Annotated in this window: 28 protein-coding genes and 1 pseudogene; 26 read left to right on the top strand and 3 right to left on the bottom strand. The window is 57.4% G+C overall.

Annotated features, from left to right (window positions below; all coding sequences use genetic code 11):
* The first annotated feature begins 24 nt into the window (after nt 1-24).
* The 7 genes from nifK (at nt 25) to fdxB (ending at nt 6,159) form a co-directional block, all read left to right on the top strand.
* Nucleotides 25-1,584 (top strand): nitrogenase molybdenum-iron protein subunit beta, encoded by a 1,560-nt coding sequence (gene nifK, locus SE91_RS02310; protein ID WP_061850878.1) that lies wholly within the window; start codon nt 25-27, stop codon nt 1,582-1,584.
* Nucleotides 1,585-1,690: 106 nt separating this feature from the next.
* Nucleotides 1,691-3,349, top strand: coding sequence for a nitrogenase iron-molybdenum cofactor biosynthesis protein NifE (nifE, locus tag SE91_RS02315; protein WP_061850879.1), 1,659 nt, complete (start codon nt 1,691-1,693; stop codon nt 3,347-3,349).
* A gap of 22 nt (nt 3,350-3,371) precedes the next feature.
* Nucleotides 3,372-4,754, top strand: coding sequence for a nitrogenase iron-molybdenum cofactor biosynthesis protein NifN (gene nifN / locus SE91_RS02320; RefSeq protein WP_061850880.1), 1,383 nt, complete (start codon nt 3,372-3,374; stop codon nt 4,752-4,754).
* A 22-nt stretch (nt 4,755-4,776) separates the two neighbouring features.
* Entirely contained in the window at nt 4,777-5,172 is a 396-nt protein-coding gene (gene nifX / locus SE91_RS02325; protein WP_061846415.1) for a nitrogen fixation protein NifX, read from the top strand.
* Between the two features lie 12 nt (nt 5,173-5,184).
* Nucleotides 5,185-5,655, top strand: coding sequence for a NifX-associated nitrogen fixation protein (locus tag SE91_RS02330; RefSeq protein ID WP_061846416.1), 471 nt, complete (start codon nt 5,185-5,187; stop codon nt 5,653-5,655).
* 8 nt (nt 5,656-5,663) lie between these two features.
* On the top strand, nt 5,664-5,864 hold the full coding sequence (locus tag SE91_RS02335; RefSeq protein ID WP_061846417.1) for a CCE_0567 family metalloprotein: 201 nt from the start codon (nt 5,664-5,666) through the stop codon (nt 5,862-5,864).
* A 10-nt stretch (nt 5,865-5,874) separates the two neighbouring features.
* A complete protein-coding gene (fdxB, locus tag SE91_RS02340) occupies nt 5,875-6,159 on the top strand; it encodes a ferredoxin III, nif-specific (protein ID WP_061846418.1) in 285 nt (94 codons plus the stop codon).
* Between the two features lie 230 nt (nt 6,160-6,389).
* Here fdxB and SE91_RS02345 read toward each other — a convergent pair whose 3' ends face one another.
* Nucleotides 6,390-6,704 (bottom strand): hypothetical protein, encoded by a 315-nt coding sequence (locus tag SE91_RS02345; protein ID WP_061846419.1) that lies wholly within the window; start codon nt 6,702-6,704, stop codon nt 6,390-6,392.
* A gap of 435 nt (nt 6,705-7,139) precedes the next feature.
* Nucleotides 7,140-7,730, bottom strand: coding sequence for a hypothetical protein (locus SE91_RS02350; RefSeq protein ID WP_061846420.1), 591 nt, complete (start codon nt 7,728-7,730; stop codon nt 7,140-7,142).
* A 313-nt stretch (nt 7,731-8,043) separates the two neighbouring features.
* On the opposite strand from SE91_RS02350, the gene SE91_RS02355 reads away from it, so the two are divergent.
* The 15 genes and pseudogenes from SE91_RS02355 to SE91_RS02415 all read left to right on the top strand — a co-directional run bounded on the left by SE91_RS02355 (nt 8,044) and on the right by SE91_RS02415 (nt 17,003).
* Nucleotides 8,044-8,364 (top strand): HesB/IscA family protein, encoded by a 321-nt coding sequence (locus SE91_RS02355; RefSeq protein WP_061846421.1) that lies wholly within the window; start codon nt 8,044-8,046, stop codon nt 8,362-8,364.
* A 36-nt stretch (nt 8,365-8,400) separates the two neighbouring features.
* Nucleotides 8,401-8,694: a NifU family protein gene (locus SE91_RS02360; RefSeq protein ID WP_061846422.1), complete on the top strand. Its 294-nt coding sequence runs from the start codon at nt 8,401-8,403 to the stop codon at nt 8,692-8,694.
* Between the two features lie 12 nt (nt 8,695-8,706).
* Nucleotides 8,707-9,930, top strand: coding sequence for a cysteine desulfurase NifS (nifS, locus tag SE91_RS02365; protein ID WP_061846423.1), 1,224 nt, complete (start codon nt 8,707-8,709; stop codon nt 9,928-9,930).
* Nucleotides 9,902-10,126, top strand: a complete 225-nt coding sequence (gene nifT, locus SE91_RS02370; protein WP_061846424.1) for a putative nitrogen fixation protein NifT — start codon at nt 9,902-9,904, stop codon at nt 10,124-10,126. The genes nifS and nifT overlap by 29 nt, the downstream gene beginning before the upstream one ends.
* The gene (locus SE91_RS02375; protein WP_061846425.1) at nt 10,123-10,989 is read left to right on the top strand and encodes an SIR2 family protein; all 867 of its coding nucleotides are present in this window, start codon (nt 10,123-10,125) and stop codon (nt 10,987-10,989) included. Before nifT ends, SE91_RS02375 begins: the two co-directional genes overlap by 4 nt.
* A 316-nt stretch (nt 10,990-11,305) precedes the next feature.
* Nucleotides 11,306-12,862, top strand: a complete 1,557-nt coding sequence (nifB, locus tag SE91_RS02380; RefSeq protein ID WP_061846426.1) for a nitrogenase cofactor biosynthesis protein NifB — start codon at nt 11,306-11,308, stop codon at nt 12,860-12,862.
* 13 nt (nt 12,863-12,875) lie between these two features.
* Nucleotides 12,876-13,100, top strand: coding sequence for a 4Fe-4S binding protein (locus SE91_RS02385; RefSeq protein WP_061846427.1), 225 nt, complete (start codon nt 12,876-12,878; stop codon nt 13,098-13,100).
* Between the two features lie 14 nt (nt 13,101-13,114).
* Nucleotides 13,115-13,420, top strand: a complete 306-nt coding sequence (locus SE91_RS35870; protein ID WP_156489419.1) for an iron-sulfur cluster assembly accessory protein — start codon at nt 13,115-13,117, stop codon at nt 13,418-13,420.
* A gap of 19 nt (nt 13,421-13,439) precedes the next feature.
* Nucleotides 13,440-13,973 carry a hypothetical protein gene (locus SE91_RS02390; protein ID WP_061846428.1) on the top strand — a complete coding sequence of 178 codons (534 nt, stop codon included), beginning with the start codon at nt 13,440-13,442 and terminating at the stop codon, nt 13,971-13,973.
* Nucleotides 13,963-14,736, top strand: coding sequence for a 4Fe4S-binding leucine-rich repeat protein (locus tag SE91_RS02395; RefSeq protein ID WP_061846429.1), 774 nt, complete (start codon nt 13,963-13,965; stop codon nt 14,734-14,736). The genes SE91_RS02390 and SE91_RS02395 overlap by 11 nt, the downstream gene beginning before the upstream one ends.
* Entirely contained in the window at nt 14,733-15,092 is a 360-nt protein-coding gene (locus SE91_RS02400) for a nitrogen fixation protein NifZ (RefSeq protein ID WP_245318276.1), read from the top strand. The genes SE91_RS02395 and SE91_RS02400 overlap by 4 nt, the downstream gene beginning before the upstream one ends.
* Nucleotides 15,070-15,186: pseudogene (locus SE91_RS37415) on the top strand (nitrogen fixation protein NifZ); the annotation flags it as partial. The gene SE91_RS02400 and the pseudogene SE91_RS37415, both read left to right, overlap by 23 nt.
* A gap of 111 nt (nt 15,187-15,297) precedes the next feature.
* Nucleotides 15,298-15,651: a DUF3024 domain-containing protein gene (locus SE91_RS37420; protein WP_082813642.1), complete on the top strand. Its 354-nt coding sequence runs from the start codon at nt 15,298-15,300 to the stop codon at nt 15,649-15,651.
* Between the two features lie 560 nt (nt 15,652-16,211).
* Complete coding sequence (locus tag SE91_RS02405) at nt 16,212-16,469, top strand: BolA/IbaG family iron-sulfur metabolism protein (RefSeq protein WP_061846430.1); 258 nt, start codon at nt 16,212-16,214, stop codon at nt 16,467-16,469.
* Nucleotides 16,470-16,664: 195 nt separating this feature from the next.
* Nucleotides 16,665-17,003: a (2Fe-2S) ferredoxin domain-containing protein gene (locus SE91_RS02415; protein WP_156489420.1), complete on the top strand. Its 339-nt coding sequence runs from the start codon at nt 16,665-16,667 to the stop codon at nt 17,001-17,003.
* 138 nt (nt 17,004-17,141) lie between these two features.
* Here the strand turns inward: SE91_RS02415 and SE91_RS02420 are convergent, their stop codons facing one another.
* A complete protein-coding gene (locus SE91_RS02420) occupies nt 17,142-17,555 on the bottom strand; it encodes a thioredoxin domain-containing protein (protein WP_061846433.1) in 414 nt (137 codons plus the stop codon).
* Between the two features lie 727 nt (nt 17,556-18,282).
* Here SE91_RS02420 and SE91_RS02425 point away from each other — a divergent pair.
* From SE91_RS02425 to nifW, 4 genes are all read left to right on the top strand, one after another.
* Nucleotides 18,283-18,978 carry a nitrogen fixation protein NifQ gene (locus SE91_RS02425; RefSeq protein ID WP_245318589.1) on the top strand — a complete coding sequence of 232 codons (696 nt, stop codon included), beginning with the start codon at nt 18,283-18,285 and terminating at the stop codon, nt 18,976-18,978.
* Nucleotides 18,979-18,983: 5 nt separating this feature from the next.
* Nucleotides 18,984-19,502 carry a Fur family transcriptional regulator Irr gene (gene irr / locus SE91_RS02430; protein WP_061846434.1) on the top strand — a complete coding sequence of 173 codons (519 nt, stop codon included), beginning with the start codon at nt 18,984-18,986 and terminating at the stop codon, nt 19,500-19,502.
* 114 nt (nt 19,503-19,616) lie between these two features.
* Nucleotides 19,617-20,792 (top strand): homocitrate synthase, encoded by a 1,176-nt coding sequence (nifV, locus tag SE91_RS02435; RefSeq protein WP_061846435.1) that lies wholly within the window; start codon nt 19,617-19,619, stop codon nt 20,790-20,792.
* Between the two features lie 114 nt (nt 20,793-20,906).
* On the top strand, nt 20,907-21,257 hold the full coding sequence (nifW, locus tag SE91_RS02440; RefSeq protein WP_502687123.1) for a nitrogenase stabilizing/protective protein NifW: 351 nt from the start codon (nt 20,907-20,909) through the stop codon (nt 21,255-21,257).
* Nucleotides 21,258-21,978: the final 721 nt, after the last annotated feature.

Consider the following 21,978-nt stretch of genomic DNA (forward strand, 5'->3'; position numbering starts at 1 on the left):
CACGAATCCAACAAGGACGCCATGATGACTCAGAATGCCGAAAACGTGCTCGATCATCTCGAGCTGTTTCGAGGTCCGGAATACCAGCAAATGCTGGCGAATAAACGCGCGCTCTTCGAGAATGCGCATGATCCTGCGGAGGTCGAACGTATCCGCGAATGGGCTAAGACACCCGAATATCGCGAGAAGAACTTCGCGCGCGAAGAACTGACCATCAATCCGGCCAAGGCCTGCCAGCCGTTGGGCGCCGTGTTTGCGTCGGTCGGTTTCGAGGGTACGTTGCCTTTCGTGCACGGCTCACAGGGCTGCGTCGCCTACTATCGAAGTCACCTATCTCGGCACTTCAAGGAGCCGACCTCCTGTGTTTCCTCGTCGATGACCGAAGATGCAGCTGTATTCGGCGGTCTCAACAATATGGTCGACGGGCTCGCCAACAGCTACAATATGTACAAACCGAAGATGATCGCGGTTTCGACCACCTGCATGGCGGAAGTCATCGGCGATGATCTCAACGCCTTCATCAAGACGTCGAAGGAAAAAGGGTCGGTGCCGGCCGAATTCGATGTTCCCTTCGCGCACACGCCCGCCTTCGTCGGCAGCCATGTCACGGGCTATGACAACGCTTTAAAAGGCATCCTCGAGCATTTCTGGGACGGTAAGGCCGGTTCTGAGCCCAAGCTCGAGCGCAAACCGAACGAAAGGATCAACTTCATTGGCGGCTTCGACGGCTATACCGTAGGCAATATCCGCGAGATAAAGCGCATTTTCGAAGTAATGGGCGTCGATTACACAATTCTCGCCGATAATAGTGACGTGTTCGACACGCCGACGGAGGGTGAGTTTCGTATGTATGATGGAGGGACCACGCTGGCGGACGCCGCAAATGCCATCCACGCCAAAGCAACCATCTCAATGCAGCAGTATTGTACAGAGAAAACGCTGTCGTTCATCGAGAGCCATGGCCAAAAGGTCGTTTCGTTTAATCATCCGGTCGGCGTGAGCGCGACCGACGACTTCCTGATGACCCTGTCACACATTACGGGCAAAGCAATCCCGAAGAGTCTAGAACAGGAGCGCGGCCGTCTCGTCGACGCCATGGCGGACTCCAGTGCACATATTCACGGTAAGAGGTTCGCAATCTATGGCGATCCCGACCTTTGCTATGGCTTAGCGGCCTTCCTGCTCGAGCTCGGCGCCGAACCGACCCACGTCTTGTCAACCAACGGGAACAAGGCCTGGGAAGAAAAGATGCAGGCGTTGTTTGCCAGTTCGCAGTACGCCAAGGACTGCCATGTCTATCCGGGCAAAGACCTTTGGCACATGCGTTCGCTGCTGTTTACCGAACCGGTCGATCTTCTGATCGGCAACACCTACGGCAAGTACCTGGAGCGCGATACCGGTACGCCGCTGATTCGCATCGGCTTCCCCGTGTTCGACCGGCACCACCATCACCGCTACCCAGTATGGGGCTATCAGGGCGGCCTGAATGTGCTGGTGAAAATACTCGATAAGATATTTGAGGAGATCGACAAGAAGAGCAACGTGGTGGGTAAAACCGACTACAGCTTTGACATTATACGTTGATGCGAGCGTGTCTCCACCTCAGGGCCACATGTCGTGGACTTGAGGTGGGGCTCTGCACACCTACTATCGATCATGTAGACAAAAACGTTTGCGGAAGGAGACTAACGTGAGTTCGCTGTCAGCCACGATTCAGGACGTCTTCAACGCGGCGGGTTGCCCTAAGAACGCCAACAAATCGGAGGCTGAGCGAAAGAAAGGCTGCACCAAGCAGCTGCAGCCAGGCGGGGCCGCCGGAGGGTGCTCCTTTGATGGCGCCAAGATTGCGCTACAGCCATTTACAGATGTCGCTCATCTCGTTCACGGCCCGATCGCGTGCGAAGGCAACTCCTGGGACAATCGCGGCTCTGCCTCGTCAGGACCTGATCTGTGGCGCACAAGCTTCACGACCGATATGAATGAGATTGATGTCGTATTCGGCGGCGAGAAGCGGCTGTACAAGGCCATCAAGGAAATCATCGAGAAGTATGATCCTCCGGCGATCTTCGTATATCAGACCTGCGTTCCGGCCATGATCGGTGACGATATTAATGCGGTCTGCAAAATTGCGGCAGCGAAATTCGGCAAGCCCGTCATTCCGGTCAATTCGCCGGGATTTGTCGGTTCGAAAAACCTTGGCAATAAGCTCGCCGGTGAAGCGCTGCTCGAGTATGTGATTGGCACGCAGGAGCCCGATTACATAACGCCCTACGATATCAATCTCATAGGTGAGTACAATTTGTCCGGCGAGCTCTGGCAGATCAAGCCGCTGCTGGACGAAATCGGCATTCGGATCCTGTCCTGCATCTCCGGCGATGGCAAATATCACGAGGCCGCCTGCTCACATCGGGCGAGAGCCGCCATGATGGTGTGCTCCAGGGCCATGATCAACGTCGCGACCAGGATGAAAGAACGTTACGGCATTCCATTTTTTGAAGGATCTTTCTACGGCATCCAAGACACCAGCGAGGCTCTGCGAAAGATCGCGCGCATGCTTATCGAGCGCGGGGCGCCGCGTCACTTAATGGAGTGCACTGAGGCTGTAGTCGCACGCGAGGAAGCAAAGGCTTGGGCTGCAATCGAGCGATTCAGGCCGCGGTTTGCCGGCAAGAAGGTACTGCTCGTCACTGGCGGCGTGAAGTCATGGTCCGTGGTTGCTGCTCTGCAGGAAGCAGGGCTAGAGATTGTCGGCACTTCTGTCAAGAAATCAACCAGCGACGACAAGCAGCGTATTCAACAACTGATGGGGCATGATGCTCACATGATCGAGGATCTTGCGCCCCGTGAAATGTACAAGATGCTTAGAGAGGCTAAAGCAGACATCATGCTCTCGGGCGGCAAGTCGCAATTCGTCGCTCTAAAAGCGGCCGTGCCATGGCTCGACATAAATCAAGAGCGTTGCCACGCCTACATGGGCTATGTGGGCATCGTGAAGCTCATGGAAGAGATCGATAAGGCGCTTTACAATCCGATGTGGGATCAGCTCCGTATGCCCGCGCCGTGGGATGTCACTAAGGTGACCCGGCATGCTAAAGCGCTTGGGCCAATGGAGGTGCCTATCGCCGGAGGCCGGCCGAATTCGGTCGGGGCCGAGAAAGCCGCGCGCGCCAAGAGAACGCACTCGTGCAGTACAGTCGATTTCAGCATCATCAACGATCGCATTCCCGCTCACGGATCCACCGCTACCGATGCCATGGCCCATGACACCGAGGCTTCCGCGGCCTGTATGCGGCGGACCGAGGAGAACACGCCGGCCCAGCCGACGTCCGCGCTGCAGGCGGCGGAGTAGGGCCCCAACAAGGGTGCAAGCTATGGCTATCGTGACCTGTTCCGACAAGGCCTGCACGATCAACCCGCTGAAGATGAGCCAGCCGATTGGCGGCTCCTTCGCCTTCTTGGGACTGCGGGGGGCGATGCCACTCTTACACGGTCCTCAGGGCTGCACGTCTTTCGGATTAACCCTGTTTGTCCGCCATTTTAAGGAAGCGGTGCCCCTGCAGACCACCGCAATGAGCGAGGTGTCGACTGTGCTCGGTGGGTACGAGAATGTCGAACAGGCAATTCTCAATATCTACAAACGCGTCAAGCCGGAGATTATTGGCATCAATTCGACTGGCGTCACCGAGACCAAGGGCGACGACGTCGAGGCGTTCATTCGCCTTATTCGACAAAATCATCCGCATCTCAAGAAGTTTCCGCTCGTCTACGTCTCGACGCCCGATTTCAAGGACGCCTTTCAGGATGGCTGGGAAAAGACCGTGGCGCGAATGGTCGAAGCGCTTGTTGATTCCGTTGATGCGGCCGCGCCGCGCGATTCCTTGCGGGTTAATGTCCTACCTGGCTGCCACCTAACCCCCGGCGACCTAGACGAGCTACGAACGATCTTTGAAGATTTTGGGATCAGGCCGTCCTTCCTTCCGGATATTTCAGGTTCGCTCGACGGTCACATCCCCGACGAATTCACGCAGACTACGATCGGCGGAATTGGGGTCGACGAGATCGCAACTATGGGGCAGGCGGCCTGGACGATCGCTATCGGAGCGCAGATGAGGCGCGCGGCTGAAGCGATGCAGGCCAGGACTGGCGTGCCGTTCCGGCTATTCGAACGGCTCTGTGGCCTTGTTCCCAATGATGAGTTCATCACTTTCTTGAGCGATATCAGCGGCAAGTCGGTGCCGAAAAGATATCGTCGGCAACGTGGCCAGCTCGCGGACGCCATGCTGGATACGCATTTCCATATCGCGGGTCGAAAGCTCGCGATTGGTGCTGAGCCGGACCTCTTGTTTGACATCTCGAGCGTGTTGCACGAGATGGGTGCGCAGGTGGCTGCGGCGGTGACGACAACGGCATCTCCGGTGCTCGAACGCGTCAAGGCCAAGGAGGTTGTCATCGGCGATCTCGGAGATCTGGAGGATCTTGCCAAGGCGCGGCAGTGTGATCTGCTGATCTCTCATTCGCACGGCCGGCAGGCGGCCGCCCGGCTGGACATTCCCTTCTACCGTGCCGGCTTTCCGATATTCGATCGCCTGGGCGCAGGTCACCGGATGAGCGTGGGCTATCGCGGTACGCGCGAGCTTATTTTTAACCTCGCAAACCTCATCATTGCTGACCGCGAGGACAACCGCCAGCCCACGCCGGCAACCTGGCGGACCGTGGACGCCGGCCTGCATGTCGTTCCGCCGCAACTGAACTAGCGCGAAATAGGAATCAGAGCCGATGAAGGTCGCATTTGCCACGCAGGATCTAAAGCGCGTCGACGCACATTTTGGCTGGGCTAAAAACATCGCCATCTACGACGTTAGGCCCGAAGGGCACCATTTGATCGAGTCCATCCAGTTCGACGGCGATCTTAAGGAGGACGGCAATGAAGACAAACTCACGCCGAAGATCGAGGCCATCAAAGACTGCGCGATCCTCTACGTTGCTGCGATCGGCGGCTCCGGCGCCGCGCGTGTCGTGGCAAATAATATCCATCCGATGAAAGTGAGTAAGCCTGAAGCGATCGACGATCTCTGTATTAAGCTCGAAGGTGTATTGAAGGGCTCCCCGCCACCCTGGTTGCGCAAAGTGCTAGCCAAGGGCCAGACTCGCTCGTTTCATTTCGAGGACTGAGGGAAAACGATTATGAACGAGGCGGGTGGATTGATCCGAGCTGGCCGGGCGGAGGAGGCGCCCTTTGTGAAGGAGCTCGTCAAGATCTGGCGCGCCGAGGACGGCCACGGTGTTTGGGAGAGCAAGAGCGATCTCGAGCTGCTCGAGCCCTATATTCTCGACAGCGAGAAGCGCCGGGCCTTGCCGATTGTGGGCGATCCCGATCCGGACACGATCTGGCGATTGGAATTGTTCTTCAACGCTGTTGCGTTATCCATCGAGAAGGCCACCGGCGTCATGGTTTCGCCGATGCTGAAAATGCACCATGAAGGCTTTGGCCGCATTGTGCTGATAGGTGGTCGGCTCATTGTCGTAAACAAGCAACTGCGCGACGTGCATCGTTTCGGTTTTGACAATCTCTCAAAGCTCGCTACGGAAGGTGACAAACATGTCGACAGCGGGACCGAGATGATCCGAAAGTTTCCGGAAGTTGCGAACTACTGAGGTAATGGATGAGCAACTTAGAAGCACTGAAAGCCGAGATCAAGAAGCTCTCGGCTAAGGCCACTCAGGCAAAGATGGATCTCCACGACCTGGCTGAGGAACTGCCCGCCAACTGGACGTCAATCCTTAGTGTTGCCCAACAGGTTCACGACGCCTTCGACGAGCTCGAGCGCAAGCGCGAGGATCTCAAGGCGCAGGAACAAGCATAAGGATCGTGACATGTCATGTGCAACACGGGACGGTCGCAATTGGAAACCCGAGTATCTGATTTCCATCGATCCCAAAAGGTGCATCGGATGCGGCCGTTGCTACAAAGTGTGCGGGCGCGAGGTTATGATGCTAAAGGGCATCAACGAGGCCGGTGAGATCGTCGATCTCGAAGACGATGATGACGAGATCGAAAGGAAGGTCATGGTGCTGAAGGATGATGGAGCGTGCATCGGCTGTGGCGCCTGTGCACGGGTGTGCGCGGCTAGCTGCCAGACCCACGCTTCAGCCTCTTGAATGTAGCCCTCGCGACAGGCGAGGCGATGATAGCTTAAGATGCTTCCAAAATGGGTCAAGCGCGGTAGGGCTCCGAAACGAGTGACATTTTTCCTCCTCCCGCCGCAGCGGCTTGGAATAAATCTAACGAGGGGGAGGGAGAGCGGCGGCGTTGGTCCGCGGGGATTCGGTATGCGACAGGGAGCTCGGCGCTTGGGCACCGATGCAGCTTCGAGGCATCTCAGGTCACGCTACTCAATCCCCTGTTCACGGGCCTTCGTCATCGCAGCAATGCGAAACCGCTCGTGGATAGCGACGGGATTGCCGAGCACGTCGGCCTCCGCTTTGTTGAAGGCGGCGAGAACGATCTCCGCTTCCGCGCGCGTCAGCGGGACGCGGCCTGCCATGTGAGTGGCCTCTGGTACCGTGGCCAGAATCGTTCGGCGGTAAGGGTGATCCCTGACTTCGATGAGTTCGCTGGCCTCAAGCTTGCCCGCAAGCATGATTGTGAGCCCCACAACTTCGAGTTTGCGGCCGTCCTGAGTGGTCTTGATCAGTGTTGCCATTTCTATTCGGTCTCCTGCGCGGCAAACCAGATATAGGCCCGCGATCCCAGAAGTGGCGTCAAGGCACGGTCAGAGTTCAAAGCGTCGTCGTGCGTCTGACCGCGCGACAACCCTGTTGGAAGCGTGCGGTATCATGAGGTGTCTGGGGGCAGATCCACAACAGGAAGCTGCCTTGGGCCGCAGCACAGAATCGGGCAGCTTTGATGAGGCAGCAACTCGAATTCCGTCTCGTCAAACCCCAACGTACTGGCACCTCACCCATCTTCGCACTCGCTCCTCGACGCGGTAAGAGTATCGGTGTGGCGGAGCCTGGGCGTTGGCGGGCATTTGTCGTTTGTCGGGCCACTCCAGCCGTCCTCAGCGATGATTGAAAGACTCCATTTCCGTGCGAACGAGCTTGGCCGCACGAGAGCAGAAGAGATCTGACGCAAAACGCTAGACAGGACGGTTCTCGTTGCGATTCTTCACGGGCTTCATCTTCGCGAGAGCTTCCTCGTATGAGATCTCGGCATAACCGGCGTCGACATTCTTGGCGGCATCGAGCAGATAGTCGAGCTTGCCTCCAGTATCCAGCTTCTTAATGTCGTTCTTGTCGACACCGGCTAGATCCATCATCTCCTTCCAGACCGTCGATTCGTCACATGGCAGCACGTTGAATGTGATATCACCGATCTTGGTGCGATATTTCGCCAATAGGTCGATGTTGTTGCAGAAAATGAAGTAGCTACCCTTCTGGCTCAATGCGCCATCCAACACTTTTGCGACGTCGGCTAGATAAGCAAAAGAATGGAGGTAGCCGGCCAAGACCGAGATCGTTGTCTCCCCCTCGTTTGCGATAGTCAATACTTGCTCGAGCGAATAGTCGGGCGGACGCTTCTCATCGGCAAGCTGAGCTTGGAACTTCAGGGCGATATCGCCGCGGAAGCCGAAGCGGCCGGGCTGGGTGGTTTCCCCCTTTAGCACCGCATTTAGTAGACGGCCTTCCTTGTCGAGCCGACCGAAAACAGTGTTGTCAATGGACGTCATGAATCCTCTCGTTTGATGTGGCCGGTGCAGATGTCGCATCGCATAAAAACGCCTTGCCCTGTATGCAAATTCTTTGCCGGCTCCCACGTGGGCAACGAACGTTAAAAATGACGGCCCTTCGTCCTTGCCTAGGCAGACATTTCCTTCTCAACACGACACTCGCGGCAAAGCCGTCCCGAGCTGCCAAGCCTGGTGTCGGAAGTTCTACACACCTTGGGCCGCGGTCAGGCGGCAAAAGACAAGGGCTATTAGGAGTAAGATCCTTGGCATGGGACTTGCCAATATTTCACCAAATAAGCGCAGAGGGAAGGCGATGATCAATCTGACAGAAACCGCGCAAAATGCGGTGAAGAGCGCGATCTCTACAGCAGCTCGGCCAGTGAGCGGCCTGCGGATAATAGTCGAAGGGGGCGGCTGCGCCGGGTTCAAATATTCGATGGGCCTCGCGGAGGCACCGAAGCCCGACGACACTGTGATCGAGCGAGGCGGCATCAAGCTGTTTATCGACAACGACAGTCGCGAGCACCTTGCCGGGACCACGATCGATTTCGTGATGTCGCTCGAGAGCTCGGGTTTCACCTTTGACAATCCAAATGCAAAATCGAACTGCTCATGTGGAAAGTCATTTAGCTAGGGCCGATTTGCGCGGAAGACTGCCGAGAGGCGACAAATGCTCGTCGAGACTGAACAATCCAGAGAAATGAGAGCCAACGAGGATTTGGAGCGCGAGCGGATCGTCCGTGCCGTGCTTGACGAAATCCGGCCTAACCTGAAGCGTGACGGCGGAGATTGCGAGCTTATCGGGATCGAGGGCAACAAGATCATGATCAAGCTCACAGGTGCCTGCGTGTTCTGCAAGCTCGCAAATGTGACCCTCGAAGGCATTCGGGCGCGATTGATCGAACGGCTGGGCGAGTTCGTGCGCCTGATCCCGGTCGCGGGATCTGCCAGAAATGGAAACTAAGGAAGACGAAACGTGCGGCCGATCTACCTCGACAACAACGCAACCACACGCACGGATCCGTCTGTGGTAGCGGCGATGCTGCCATTTTTTTCTGAGCAGTTCGGCAATGCCTCCTCAGCGCATGAGGTGGGCAGGAAAGTCGCGGAAAGCATAAGGGCAGCTCGCAGCTGCGTGCAGACGCTGATTGGTGCTGCCTCTGATCACGAGATCGTCTTTACCTCAGGCGGTACCGAATCGGACAATACCGCGATCCTCTCGGCGCTTGCTGTGCAGGAGCACCGCGATGAGATCGTCACCACGGCTGTGGAACATCCCGCCGTCCTCTCGCTTGCAGACGAGCTCGGACGTCGCGGCAACAAGTGTCATCTAATTCCTGTCGATCGCGCCGGCCGACTGGACATTGATGCTTATCGCCGTGCGTTGTCTCCGCGTACTGCGGTTGCTTCGGTCATGTGGGCCAATAATGAGACCGGCACGATCTTTCCGATCGAGGTCCTTGCCAAGATGGCGCGCTCGGCCGGCGCGCTGTTCCACACTGATGCGGTGCAGGCTGTTGGTCGAGTTCCAATCAACGTGAAGTCAACCGAGGTGGATATGCTGTCGCTTTCTGGTCACAAGCTTCATGGTCCAAAAGGGATTGGCGCGCTCTATGTGCGCAAAGACACGAAATTCAGGCGGCTGATCTTCGGTGGACCGCAGGAGCGTCGCCGACGTTCTGGCACTGAGAATGTGCCAGGCATCATTGGGCTGGGTAGGGCTGCGGAGCTCGTTGCGGTGGATCTCGGACGCGAGCGGATGGAAATTCCCGCGATGCGCGATCGATTGGAGCATGGAATCCTTGATCTCGGCAATTGCGTGGTGCTTGGCGACCAGGAGAACCGGCTGCCAAACACATCAAACATTGCCTTTGAACATATGGAAGGTGAAGCAATCACTCATCATTTGAACCGCGCCGGCGTTGCCGTGTCGCTGGGATCAGCCTGCAGCGCCGGCTCTATGGAGCCATCGCATGTGCTGCGCGCGATGAACGTACCGTCGGCCCGATTGCGCGGCGCGATCCGCTTCTCACTGTCTCGCGAGACTACCAGCGAGGAGGTCGATCATGTCGTTGTTGCGCTCCGGAAGATCATTATGAAACTGAGAGAAGCATCTTCTGGGCTAGCTGGAGCGCGCAAGAAGTCAACTCTCGATGAAATGAGTCCATTGGATGAAAGTAATTATTCGTCGTTCTCCTGAAATTGGTCTTTCGATTTACGTGCCCAAGAAGGATCTTGAAGAGCCGATTGTCGAATCCGAGTACGAGACGCTCTGGGGCGGCTGGATCAGAATCGCTAATGGCTGGGTGCTCGATCTGCCGCAGATGAGGAGCGACACAACTTTGCCGATTACGGTCAACGCAAAGAAGCGTGGCGGGGACCGGGAGGAAGAATGAATCGTCCCGATCCATGCAGCGAGTTCGTTCATCTGCCGGCTGCCGAGGCCATGCTCCGCAAGGTTAGCAAGGGGCTTCGTGGCGGCAATGTTGTTCCCTATCTCGGGACCGGCTTAGCGGAGTTGTCGAACCCGGGTGTGCCGATGAACCCGGAGGACCTAGCGGCATTCTTCGCCGCCAAGGTGACATTGCCAAGGCGCGCGCGAGGGAACGCCTGGGCGTCCGCGCAGTACATCGAAAACACAAGGCACCGCACCGCGCTGACAGCGATGATGGCGGACGCTTTTAGCAAGCCGGTCGAGCCAACGCAGCTTCACCGACTTCTTTCAATGCTGCCGCTGCCGCTTATCGTCGACAGCTGGTACGATGGCGCGATGGGAAATGCCCCGGCTGGGCATAGCAATTGGGGCGAGATTCAAGGAATCAGCCGCGCCGGTCTCAGGGAGCATCGCTGGTATCGCTTCTATGATGCCGCGGGCACCGAAGTCGATTGCGCTTCGGCAAGAAACTGGAGAATCATCCTCTACAAGCCGCACCGCAGCGTCGCTCCGGCCAAGAATTTTCTGGTGTCCGATGCCGACTATGTTGAGGTGCTAACCGAAATCGACATACAGACGCCGATTCCTAAGGAGGTGATCGTTCGCCGTACCGGCCGCAGCTTCCAATTTCTTGGCTGCCGCTTCAATGACCAGCTTCTGCGGACCTATGCGCGGCAGGTTTCGAAGCGATCATCCGATGTACACTACGCAGTTATCGAGCCTGACACGGTCTCCAAGAATGAATGCCGTTTCCTGCTCGAGCAGGGCGTGACGCCACTCGCAATTCCGCTAACCCATGCTGTGGAGATCCTCTCGGCCAATTAGCGGGCGCATCGCGCAATCATTCTTTCCGACAGTTCGCAAGGAAGCGCCCTGCATCGCAATCACGCGGCGAGGCATCCTTTTACGGAAAATATAGGCGAATGAGGGCGATGGCTCAGTCAACGTTTACGCTCGCGCCGGCCGCAAGTCGTGTTCGCCACAAAGCATGTCTGCTTTCCAGCATACCTTTGCAACACTCTCTCCATGTTTCTTATAACTAATTGAAGACGTTCGTAAAAATCGCCTGCTTTGCCATGGCACACCGGTTGCTAGACCTGGATACGTCAAGCCGTTCAGGCCGAAAGGGAGAACTGGGCATATGGATGCTCCAACGCAACAGGAAGCATCGAGCATCGGTAACGAGATCGGCGAGATCACGCAATTGAATGCGGTGCAAATGGGCTGCGGCAGGAGTAGCGGCGGCGGCACGACTGGTCGCGGTTCGCCAGCGGGCCGTGGTGATATACCAGCCGAGACATGGGAGAAGGTAAAAAACCACCCATGCTACAGTGAACAAGCGCATCATCACTACGCGCGCATGCATGTCGGGGTCGCGCCAGCCTGCAATATCCAGTGCAATTACTGCAACCGCAAATATGATTGTACCAATGAATCGCGCCCCGGCGTGGTGAGCGAGAGGCTGACACCCGAGCAGGCCGCTAGGAAAGTGATGGCGGTTGCTTCTACCATCCCGCAGATGACCGTGGTCGGCATCGCCGGTCCTGGCGACCCGCTCGCCAACCCCGAAAAGACCTTCAAGACGTTTGAGCTCATCCATGAAGTAGCGCCCGATCTCAAGCTGTGTCTGTCAACGAACGGTCTAGCGTTGCCCGATCACATCGACACCATTAAAAAAATAAATGTCGACCACGTCACAATTACGATCAACATGGTCGACCCCGAAATCGGCGCAAAGATCTACCCCTGGATTTTCTACAAACACAAGCGCTACACCGGTATCCAAGCTGCAAAAATCCTCAACGATCGACAGCTCCAGGGAGTGGAGATGCTCGCTAAGCTCGGCATCCTCTGCAAAATCAACTCAGTCATGATCCCCGGGATAAATGATCAGCACCTCATCGAGGTCAACAAGGCCGTGAAATGGCGCGGCGCCTTCCTGCACAACATCGTGCCGTTGATTTCATCGCCCGAACACGGAACCGTGTTCGGCCTGCGTGGCCAGCGTGGCCCGACCCCAGGGGAACTGAAGGCGCTACAGGATAGCTGCGAGGGTGAGATGCACATGATGCGCCATTGCCGCCAATGCCGGGCCGACGCGGTCGGCCTTCTCGGGGAAGACCGCAGGGCGGAGTTCACAACCGAGAAGATTATGCAGATGGATGTCAAATATGATGTCGAGAGCCGCAAGATCTATCAGTCCAATATCGAGGAGGAGCGCTCCGCCAAGACCATTGCCGAGCGCGCAGATCTTACGAAATGCGCAGATAGCGATAGCGACATTAAGGTGCTCGTGGCAGTCGCGACGAAGGGTTCAGGTCTGATCAACGAGCACTTTGGACATGCCAAGGAATTCCAAGTCTATGAGCTCTCCACAGGCGGCGTCAAATTCGTTGGCCATCGCCCCGTCGATGTGTACTGCCAGGGCGGCTATGCCGAGGAAAGAAACCTCGGGACCATCATCCGCAGCATCAACGATTGCCACGCGGTATTCATCGCCAAGATCGGCGGCTGTCCCAAGGCCGAATTGATCGGGGCTGGCGTCGAGCCGGTCGATCTATACGCTTATGAGCCAATCGATAAGTCGACGAGCGATTGGTTCGAAGCCTATCTCGATCGGGTCAACAGCGGCGCGATCAAACATATAGAGCACGGCGATCCAGCGATCTGCCGAAGCACGCTGATCTCCGCAGCGTGAAATGGGAGAAATAATGCCATTCAAGATCATCGCATCGCAGTGCACGGGCTGCTCCGCATGCGAATCAGAATGTCCGAACGTCGCGATCACAGAGAAGGGCGGGACGTTTGTGATTGATCCTAAAAAATGTACCGAATGCATCGGCCATTTCGATGAGCCGCAATGCGTGGCCGTCTGTCCAGTCGATAACACTTGTGTCATCGACACTTCGCTTGCGCGCTACCAGGTGCGCGCATGAGCAGGAGACAGGATATGAAGCGCAGGATTGTTAAAGCTGTACGTGCCATCCGCAAAATTCTCCAGTCCGACGACCTCGCCTGCTGCGACTCCTGCCTTGCGATTAGCCCTGGCGGATGTTCGGGGCTTGCCTGTCAAATGAGCTTACTCCAAAAGCCGCGGATCTTTGACCCTGGGGCCGGGCGCGAACACGTCAGACCCCTCAAGCGCCGGATCGGACGGCTGCCGCTGCACGGCGGTGCGACGGTCGATCACGATAAGCTGAAGCGGACTTGGTCGCTATTACCACAGCGCAAGAAAGTCTCCAGCACGAGCGATTGATTGGAAGAGGCTGCCAGCGATGCCAGATGCTCCGTTCAGCCCACAATCCGAAATCAATGAGGCGCTCCTCACCAGCACCTTGCTCGGACATGGGATGCCTAGCGAAGCTGAGCATCACCTGTGGGAGGCCAGCCTTTTCTATCACATCGATGACATTGCCGAAAGCCACTTGCGCCAAGCGGAGGCGCTCGCGCCAGGGCACGCGGCAGTGCTGATAGGCCTCTTTCGCTTTTATTTCTACAAGGCGCGACTTGGCGAGGCGCTGCAGGTTGCTCAGCGCTGCATAACTAAGGCGGCTGAGGTGAATAGTTTTTCGTCCGACTGGCGCCTTGTGCGAGCCAGTGACGCGGAGTTCGGCCGGTATGAAAGCATTCTGCCGCGCTTCTTCTTATTTTCGCTGAAAGGATATGCATATTTGCAAATGCGCCTCGGTCAAATCGAGGAGGGGCGGACAGCTGTTCAAAAGCTCCTTGAGCTCGATCCCAGCGATAAGATTGGAGCCAAGGTTCTCCTGCATGTGCTTAAACGCATGGGGCAATACGATGAGTGGTGACATCGACGAGGCCCGAAATTGGCAGGACGACCCGATTGATTGTACGCGCTGCGCGCATGTCGATCTGAAGACCTCCGGCGGCTGTCAACCAAAACAGGCTTGTATCAACGACCGCCATGCTCAACGGATTGATCGTTTCTTCGACTCGAATCCAGAGCTTGCGGACAGCTACCTCGCTCACCCGTATTTTGAGGTGCGCGCGATAGCGGCGAAATTCGCCAGCCTCTTTCTTTTGCCGCCATTGCTCGCCGATGAGGACGGAACTGTGCGATCAAGCGCGGTCCGTCGCCTACCCGGACGCGACGTCCTGCATTTGCGCAATGATCCCTGTGATGAAGTCAGGATGAGGGTCGCAACTCGCCTCGAAGGAGACGAGCTGCTGCTGATGGCTCCGGATAAATACTATTACGTCCGCCTTGTGGTAGCGCGGCGGATCGCGCCATCGCTGCTCGGCGGATTGATCCACGATGAGGAAGCCGAGGTCCGCCGTGTAGTAGCACGGCGTATTCCAGAAGATTGGTTGCTTCGCATGGTCGATGACCGGGACGCGCCGGTGCGGTTGACGATAGCCCAGCGGCTGTCTCCGCAGTTGTTGTCGCTTCTGCGCCACGACCAAGACTGGCGTATCAGGCACGAGGTGGCGAGCCGGATCGCACCGTCTGAGCTCATAGGCCTTATCGAGGACCCATACAGCCTAGTGCGGGACGTCGCGCGCTCGCGGCTTGAAGTCGAGGCAGAACGAGGACCGCGGGCATCAGCATGAGCAGTGGGGTTCCTTATCACGACCACGTCGAGCTGACCGGCGCGCCCGCTTTCGACTTCGGCGAGAAGGTCCGGGCCAATCGCACCATCCGCAATGACGGCACATATGCCGGTAGAGAAATCGGCGACATCTTGGCCAAGAAGGGCGAGGTCGGCTACGTCGTATCGATCGGCACCTTCCTGCAGAAGTTCTACATCTACGGAGTCGAATTCATCGAAAGCGGCAACAGAGTCGGCATGAAGCGTGAGGAGCTCGATCGAATCGCGACGGGCGGCGGAAGGCCTGCTGTTGCGCAAGAGCTAAGCACAATGATCGAGGCCGAACCGCCAGAATATCAGCGGGGGCCAGCGCGTTAAGGCGAAGTTCGATCTAGTTAATGACGGGCCATTTTCAAATGCTCCAGCCGAAGGCGTCCTGGTCAGGCTTGGCACAATGGGCGAGATCGCCCGAGTTCGCCGGCACACTGAGGCGGACCTGTCGATCTATCTTGTCGAGTTCGGTAAAAAAATTGGTCGTCGGCTGCTTCGAAAGAGGAATCGGCCTGATCGAGAAAGAGGGCGCATGATCGTCGGCTTAGGCATAAATTCAGCGAGACCGGCGCACCCTAATGAGATTGATCGCAGGCGAATCGAGCGCGCGCTGAAGTCTAGACATCGCTACCGGTATGTTTCAGCAAGTATCACAGCAGTTGGCGGAGGCTACTTGGTCGAAAGCCCATGCTGCTCTCGCAACATCGACATCCAAGGAGGCCTCATTGAGGTGGCCCTGCTGCACCACGACAGCGCAAGTGCGTGCTGGAAGGTGTTCCGAAAGGATCATAGACAATGCGTCTGGAAGCTACACTCGACGCACCGGCGCTTAGCAGCGGTTACCGATCTCTTGAATGCCGATCCAGAACGTGTCTTTTGGCAATAAGGAGCCGATCGATGGCTTTGGGGGCAGGTAAAATCGCAAAGATCGAGCAGGAACTCGCGTCATTCGATGATGTATCTCAGGTCTCTGCGACAGAGATACCCGCATCTGGCTTGGATCCGCTGCGACTCGTCCCACCTACCGAAACACCCTTTTGTAGCATTCGGCAATTCGACCTGCATTTACTCGATAGCGCGGATCTTTGTGTGTGTGGATCACGGATGATCCGAAGCGTGCGGCCGGCATCGCTCTGGCCAAAAAGGCGGCCCCGGATCACGCTTAGCTGTCGTAGAGGCCGACGAAGAGTTGGGTTCAACGGGGCTCGGATGATTAACTCCGTTCTCATGACCCTGGCCGAAATCGCGGCAGTCGATCGCGTGTTGCGCTCAGAACTGCTCTCCAACGGCACTCTCGTAACCATTCAAGGCGGCATTCGCCGACTATCTCGGGCTCAAGTATACCGTCGCGCTACTCAGCGGGACTATTGGCCTCGTCGTCGGGTGGCAGTGGTATAGTTGGTTTGGAGTTTGCATGGAGCCGTGCGAGAGCAGGAGCGAACGACCATGGTGATGGCTGGACCGGCGATCGAGGCTTTGATCCGCGAAGCGTTTCCGGACGCGGATGTGATTGTGACCGAGCTCGCAGACACCGGGCGCCATTGTGGGGCACGAATCTTGTCGCAGGCCTTTGCCGGCAAAAGTCGCATCGAACAGCATCAGATGATCTATGAGGCGCTAAAGGGCAAGATAACCGACACGGTCCAGGCGCTCGTGCTCGAAACAGCCGTTCCAAAGAGCTACTTGCAAGGAAAGACTCAATGAGCGTCCTAACCGAATTATGCACTAAGCACGTCAGTGCTGGAGATGACATCACAGCGATTTCGAACTGGCCAATTATCCTGCCGCTCTACGTTGACATAGGAATCCTCGGCGCCTGCAAGATTTCTCTCAAGATGTCCAGAGACGGGCAGCTCGCGACGATGGCGAAATCACGGTAACACCAGTATGAGCAGCAATATGAACGAGCTTGAAATCCCGCAGCTCTACCGGCATCACGTTTTTGCCTGTCACACTGAGCGCCCCGCCGACCATCCACATGGCAGCTGCGGGGCGGCGGGCGGTGGACCATTGTGGGAGCGGCTCGGCAAAGCGATTGAGGCGAGAGGCCTCACCGATGTCGGCTTCACTACAGCTGGGTGTCTCGGCTTCTGCAGCTCCGGGCCGCTCATGGTCGTCTATCCTGATGGTGTCTGGTATCGTCCGCGCACCCCGGAAGACATTGATGAGATTGTTGACTCTCATCTGAAGAATGGCAACCGCGTCGACCGCCTTGTTATCGTGCTCAGGCGAAGTTAGCACTCCCGCCTCGTGCGGTATGAAAGCAGACGCCGCCGCGTGGGCGCGGGGAGCGGACCCTCTCCTCGCACCTCAGCGGCGGCGACGGCTTGTTGTGACCGATGCCGCGCATGGTTCCGATGCCTAGAAATGCTGCTTTCATTCGGACTTAAAAGGCGGCAACGCTGCTGTGCGCGTGCAGCCCTGAAGCTTCCGCTCCGGGCTTGCGCCTAGGAGCGACAGTACCGGCTCGCGGTCAAATCCGGCACATTTCAAACTAATCGCGTCTATCAGGGGACGCCTGATCAGCAGCCGGTCCTCAAGCATCAAGGCGATCGCGTCCATTGCGTTAATCGCCGCCGGGTCAATCGCACCCGATGTCACCCGCGGCGCGACGGGATTGAACCATGACGGAATCGGCGAGCCACCAAAGAAAGGAAGCAGAGTTGGCGCGGTCCAAAGCTCGGTCATCAAGTTCTTCGCAATGACCTGATGGCCCGCCGACTCCAGCGCGCGAATCTGGCGCGCGTTCGTGCCGCAACCGGGCTTCTCCCAAAACAGAACAGTAGCCATGTCAAAACTTCTATTCCGTTGCTCCGAGCTCGATCACTGGCGCCGTTGTCCATCCTTTTGCGGACGCGTCGAGCGTTTGGAGGATCACCGCAGTGGTGTGCACCGGACCGCGATCATCTCGTCGTGTTTGTCTAGGCGATCAAAATGCAGATACCTTCGAAATCCGGTAAATTGACCGATTGCGGAGTCCGGCCGTCTTCAGTAGTGCCAAGCGGCACGATATCGGGTTGAGCGAGTTGGTGGCGCTAAACCTGGCTCGAGATGCCAACTGCAATGCAGCGCGCGTGTGATCTTGTGCTCAGCGTCGACGAGACGCACCGGCGGTCAACTGCGCTGGTTGCCTCGAGACCGATCTGCAAGTCGCGAATTTACTCAATGGTCGCTTGGCATGCAATTTTTGTTCCGCACAGTCTATGGTTAGATTCGCTTCAGAATGCCAACTTCGCAACGGACTTTGTCCAGCTTCTAACAGGAGCGCTATTAACGGGATCGATATCGGTCGGCGGCGCCTGGCCGCCGTGAACCTCAACGGTCGTTTGAGCGCGATCAAGCACCTAACGCTCGCGCGCGAATGGCACGCCAGTTGCTAATTGGATGCTGCAGCATCGACTGAGGGTCGGGCATACCGGCGCCTCTGCCGAGACCTCGCGAGCAAGGCCGGCGTCGAAACTAAGAGCCTGACGCGATGGAGTTATTTGTGATTGTCGAAGCTAGGCCAATCGATGCGATGTCAACTCCGTCAGGCGGCTTCCCCGCGGACAGACGACAGGCCGGAATTGAACTCTACAATCTCCTAACTGGCTGCGATCCGGCAGACGCCGACGTAACAGATGACCGAGGGTTTGACCGGCATGTACTTGCCTCCGTCCTTTGTGCCGCTGTGATGGACGGCGGGCCGCTCCCCGAGCGAGCGGGCCTGACCGCAGAGGACCTCAACGAACTGCTAGCGCAATGTTTCTCATCGGCGCCCGTGCGCACTGTCGTTTCGATGGACAATGCCGGCTCGGCCAGCGACGAGGAGATCATGGTGCGTGATCTTCTGCTTGCACAGCGGTCGACGGAAGGCGAGATCAGCCGCTGGTTGGCAGCCATGATCGCACGGCGAGCGATGGAGCCGAATCATTTGTGGGAAGATCTCGGATTGCGCGAGAGGCCCGAGTTATCGCGCCTATTGGCGCGCCATTTTGCGCCGTTGGCGGCGCAAAATACCAACAACATGCGTTGGAAGCGCTTCTTCTATCGCAGATTGTGCGAGGAGGATGGTTTGGTCATGTGCACGACGCCCGTGTGTACGCAATGCAATGATTTCAATCACTGTTTCGGTGAGGAGGTCGGCGAGAGCCGGATGGCGCAGCGCCGCCGCGACTATCTGCGCGGAGTCGAAGTCACATCCGAGCCGCCAGCAATTCGCAAGGCCGAGTGAAGATTATGGACGGGCGCTCCGCCAACAAAGTCGCAGGAGCCCGGGAGACTGCGCAGCCTGAACTCGCGCCGCTGCATTGGACCGCATATTCGGCGAAGTCGTGTATCCGCCGACTGCGTGAGGCGGGCATGCGGCCGACGCGCCGGCGTATACTGCTGGCTCAGTTGCTCTTCGCAAGGGGCCACCGCCACGTCACCGCCGAAATGCTCTTCAACGAGGCGATCGAAGCCCATATCGAGGTCGCGCTTGCGACCGTATACAACACGCTAAGCCAGTTCACGCAAGCTGGCTTGTTGCGCCGAATCATGCCCAACCGCTCAAGATCGTTTTTTGATACCGACGCCCGCATTCATCCGCATTTCTATCTCGTCGGCGAAGACACCTTGATCGATATCCCCGAAAAGCGTCTGTTCGAGCAGATGCCGGAGGCCTTACCGGGCTATGAGATTTCCCGGCTCGACATCATCGTCCACATCCGCCGTACGCGCCCCGACAATCTGACAGTCGGGCTCCCTACATTGTAGCATTTGCGACCGACCAGTTGCTGCCCATAACGACTTCAATTTCAGGAGTTCTCCGTCATCAATTCCGCTGGCACAGCCGTTGCTCACGATTCGGCGGGGAGGCGTTATCCGCTCATGACCTTTCAAACGACTGTATCTGGCAGGTTGCAGACAAGACGGATTGTCCTAAATGACACCACATTGCGCGACGGTGAGCAGGCTCCTGGCGTGGCCTTCACTACAGCGGAAAAAGTATCCATTGCACGTGTCCTGGCGAACGCCGGAATCACCGAGATTGAGGCGGGCACGCCGGCGATGGGTCATGAGGAAGTCAGCGCGATCCGTGCAATTGTCGAAGCCGGCTTAGCCGCGACTATCATCGGCTGGTGCAGGCTGAAAAAATCGGATGTCGATGCGGCAATCGATTCCGGCGTCTCCATGGTGAATGTCTCGGTCCCATCCTCTGACCTGCAACTAGCTGCCAAGCTCGGCATCGGTCGAGGCGCCGTGCTCGAGCAGTTGAAGAGGGTCGGGGGCTACGCTCGCGACAGGGGACTCGATGTCGCAGTCGGAGGCGAAGACTCCTCGCGGGCAGATGTCGACTTTCTGGTCGAGCTAATCGCTGCGGCAAAAACTGCCGGCGCCCGGCGCTTTCGGGTCGCCGATACGCTCAGCGTGCTCGATCCCGATGCGAGCTTTGCGTTGGTATCGGAGCTGTGTGCAAACACCGATCTCGAGCTCGAATTCCACGGCCATGACGACCTGGGCCTCGCGACGGCTAACACGCTCGCCGCAATCAAGGCCGGCGCAACGCATGCCTCAGTCACCGTGATCGGCCTCGGCGAGCGTGCTGGCAATGCGCCGCTAGAAGAGGTCGCTGTCGCGCTCAAACAGCTGTATGGATGTGATACAGGCGTCGTGCTGTCGGAGCTCGAGAGTGTTGCGGCCCTCGTCGCAGGGGCCGCCGCACGCACTATTCCACTCAACAAGGCGATCGTCGGCGAAGATGTCTTTACCCACGAATCCGGCATCCATGTCGATGGTCTGCGGAAGGATCGGCGCAGCTATCAGGCGCTCGATCCTCAACTGCTCGGTCGCTCAAACCGCTTTGTGATCGGTAAACACTCAGGGCTCTCTGCGATCACGGCGTTGCTGTCCGAATTGCAGCTTTCAGTCAGCGACGAGGAAAGCAGAGCGATCCTTGCGCGTATCCGAAAGCATGCCGTCGAGCACAAGGGCGGGGTTGCGCCCGAGACCGTGATGACAATCTGGCGCGAGGTCCACGATCGCTCGCTGCTCAACGGAATGTAGGGCCGGCATGTCCCGAATAGCCGCCATCTCAGTCCTTGAACGGGTGGTTAAGCCAGCACGCCTGGGTCTTGGCGTCTTTATGACGCGCATTCTGGGCATACCTAGCATCGCGCAATGCTGGATTTGCGGAGGAAAATTATGCCTAGCGGAATTCTGTTTCGATTGAGCAAGGCCGCTGCGGCCGAAGAGTTTTTTGAATTGCTGGGTGTCAAGTACGATCCTAAGATCATCAATGTGGCGCGGCTGCACATCCTGCGGCGCATGGGGCAGTATCTCGCAGCTGAAGACTTGACTGCTGCAACTGACGCGGAGGTCGCAGAACGGTGTAAAGCCGTGCTGGAACGGGCCTACGCCGACTTCGTGGCTTCCTCTCCAATCGACCAACGCGTTTTCAAAGTTCTTAAGGAAGCTGTCGCTCCACGGCCGAAGAAAGCGCCCTTCGTGCAACTGGACAGGCTAAAGTGACGGCAGCACCTCACTTGCTTGCGTTCGCTGCTTCGTCCGCGTCGTCTCGGGAGGGCTGCGGAGGCGGGAACCACGATTTACTCGAAGGCTTTTGTGGTTGCGTTTGCGACGTCATGCTAACATTCCCAATGCCTTTCGAAAAAAGATACCCTTTGAAATAGGGCTACTCGACCCCAACGATACCTGATTTTCGGCTCCTTCTGACACAGCCTCTCTCAGTTCGTCCGACCGACCGTGCGGCCGTGGCTTGGTAGACTTCGACAGTCGCGAGCTGAATGGCCCTGGGCACCAACCAGTCAATATCGCTGTGTCTTGGTAAAAATGGCCCTGTTCGATTTCCGACGGGTGGTCCCCGTATCTCTGTCGGGCCTCCGGCCCCCCTCGGACGAAGGGCACGCCGCGGGCTTCATACGCCCTGTCTTTATACCGCAATTCGACTGCGTACCCAGTTGGTACGACACTTGCTGTATCGCAGCAAAGCCTTGGAGAAGCGCATGCACATCGTAGTCTGCACTAAACAAGTTCCTGTTTCCGCGCAGATGCGAGTGCACCCTGTGAACAAGATCGTCGTGCCACAGGCGGGAAGGCCCAACTTGCAAGAACCGTTTGCACGTCGCTCGGCGTCTTTGCCGAACGCCTATTTGGGCCTCGGTCACACAGCAAGACTTTTCTAATCGAAGTTCGGCAAGCAACCCGGCCGCGGCGCTTATTAGAGGGGTGA

The sequence above is a fragment of the Bradyrhizobium sp. DOA1 genome (assembly GCF_001593325.1).
Lineage (GTDB): Bacteria > Pseudomonadota > Alphaproteobacteria > Rhizobiales > Xanthobacteraceae > Bradyrhizobium.

Coding starts and splice junctions, on each gene's coding strand:
- SE91_RS02405 (WP_061846430.1), top strand. CDS start 16,212: ATGGTGATGGCTGGACCGGCGATCGAGGCTTTGATCCGCGAAGCGTTT.
- nifK (WP_061850878.1), top strand. CDS start 25: ATGACTCAGAATGCCGAAAACGTGCTCGATCATCTCGAGCTGTTTCGA.
- SE91_RS02425 (WP_245318589.1), top strand. CDS start 18,283: ATGTCAACTCCGTCAGGCGGCTTCCCCGCGGACAGACGACAGGCCGGA.
- SE91_RS02335 (WP_061846417.1), top strand. CDS start 5,664: ATGAGCAACTTAGAAGCACTGAAAGCCGAGATCAAGAAGCTCTCGGCT.
- SE91_RS02385 (WP_061846427.1), top strand. CDS start 12,876: ATGCCATTCAAGATCATCGCATCGCAGTGCACGGGCTGCTCCGCATGC.
- SE91_RS02415 (WP_156489420.1), top strand. CDS start 16,665: ATGAACGAGCTTGAAATCCCGCAGCTCTACCGGCATCACGTTTTTGCC.
- nifB (WP_061846426.1), top strand. CDS start 11,306: ATGGATGCTCCAACGCAACAGGAAGCATCGAGCATCGGTAACGAGATC.
- SE91_RS02390 (WP_061846428.1), top strand. CDS start 13,440: ATGCCAGATGCTCCGTTCAGCCCACAATCCGAAATCAATGAGGCGCTC.
- SE91_RS02420 (WP_061846433.1), bottom strand. CDS start 17,555: ATGGCTACTGTTCTGTTTTGGGAGAAGCCCGGTTGCGGCACGAACGCG.
- SE91_RS02360 (WP_061846422.1), top strand. CDS start 8,401: ATGCTCGTCGAGACTGAACAATCCAGAGAAATGAGAGCCAACGAGGAT.
- SE91_RS02345 (WP_061846419.1), bottom strand. CDS start 6,704: ATGGCAACACTGATCAAGACCACTCAGGACGGCCGCAAACTCGAAGTT.
- nifV (WP_061846435.1), top strand. CDS start 19,617: ATGACCTTTCAAACGACTGTATCTGGCAGGTTGCAGACAAGACGGATT.
- SE91_RS02375 (WP_061846425.1), top strand. CDS start 10,123: ATGAATCGTCCCGATCCATGCAGCGAGTTCGTTCATCTGCCGGCTGCC.
- SE91_RS02350 (WP_061846420.1), bottom strand. CDS start 7,730: ATGACGTCCATTGACAACACTGTTTTCGGTCGGCTCGACAAGGAAGGC.
- SE91_RS35870 (WP_156489419.1), top strand. CDS start 13,115: ATGAAGCGCAGGATTGTTAAAGCTGTACGTGCCATCCGCAAAATTCTC.
- irr (WP_061846434.1), top strand. CDS start 18,984: ATGGACGGGCGCTCCGCCAACAAAGTCGCAGGAGCCCGGGAGACTGCG.
- nifN (WP_061850880.1), top strand. CDS start 3,372: ATGGCTATCGTGACCTGTTCCGACAAGGCCTGCACGATCAACCCGCTG.
- nifT (WP_061846424.1), top strand. CDS start 9,902: ATGAAAGTAATTATTCGTCGTTCTCCTGAAATTGGTCTTTCGATTTAC.
- SE91_RS02355 (WP_061846421.1), top strand. CDS start 8,044: ATGATCAATCTGACAGAAACCGCGCAAAATGCGGTGAAGAGCGCGATC.
- nifX (WP_061846415.1), top strand. CDS start 4,777: ATGAAGGTCGCATTTGCCACGCAGGATCTAAAGCGCGTCGACGCACAT.
- fdxB (WP_061846418.1), top strand. CDS start 5,875: ATGTCATGTGCAACACGGGACGGTCGCAATTGGAAACCCGAGTATCTG.
- SE91_RS02330 (WP_061846416.1), top strand. CDS start 5,185: ATGAACGAGGCGGGTGGATTGATCCGAGCTGGCCGGGCGGAGGAGGCG.
- SE91_RS02395 (WP_061846429.1), top strand. CDS start 13,963: ATGAGTGGTGACATCGACGAGGCCCGAAATTGGCAGGACGACCCGATT.
- SE91_RS02400 (WP_245318276.1), top strand. CDS start 14,733: ATGAGCAGTGGGGTTCCTTATCACGACCACGTCGAGCTGACCGGCGCG.
- SE91_RS37420 (WP_082813642.1), top strand. CDS start 15,298: ATGATCGTCGGCTTAGGCATAAATTCAGCGAGACCGGCGCACCCTAAT.
- nifW (WP_502687123.1), top strand. CDS start 20,907: ATGCTGGATTTGCGGAGGAAAATTATGCCTAGCGGAATTCTGTTTCGA.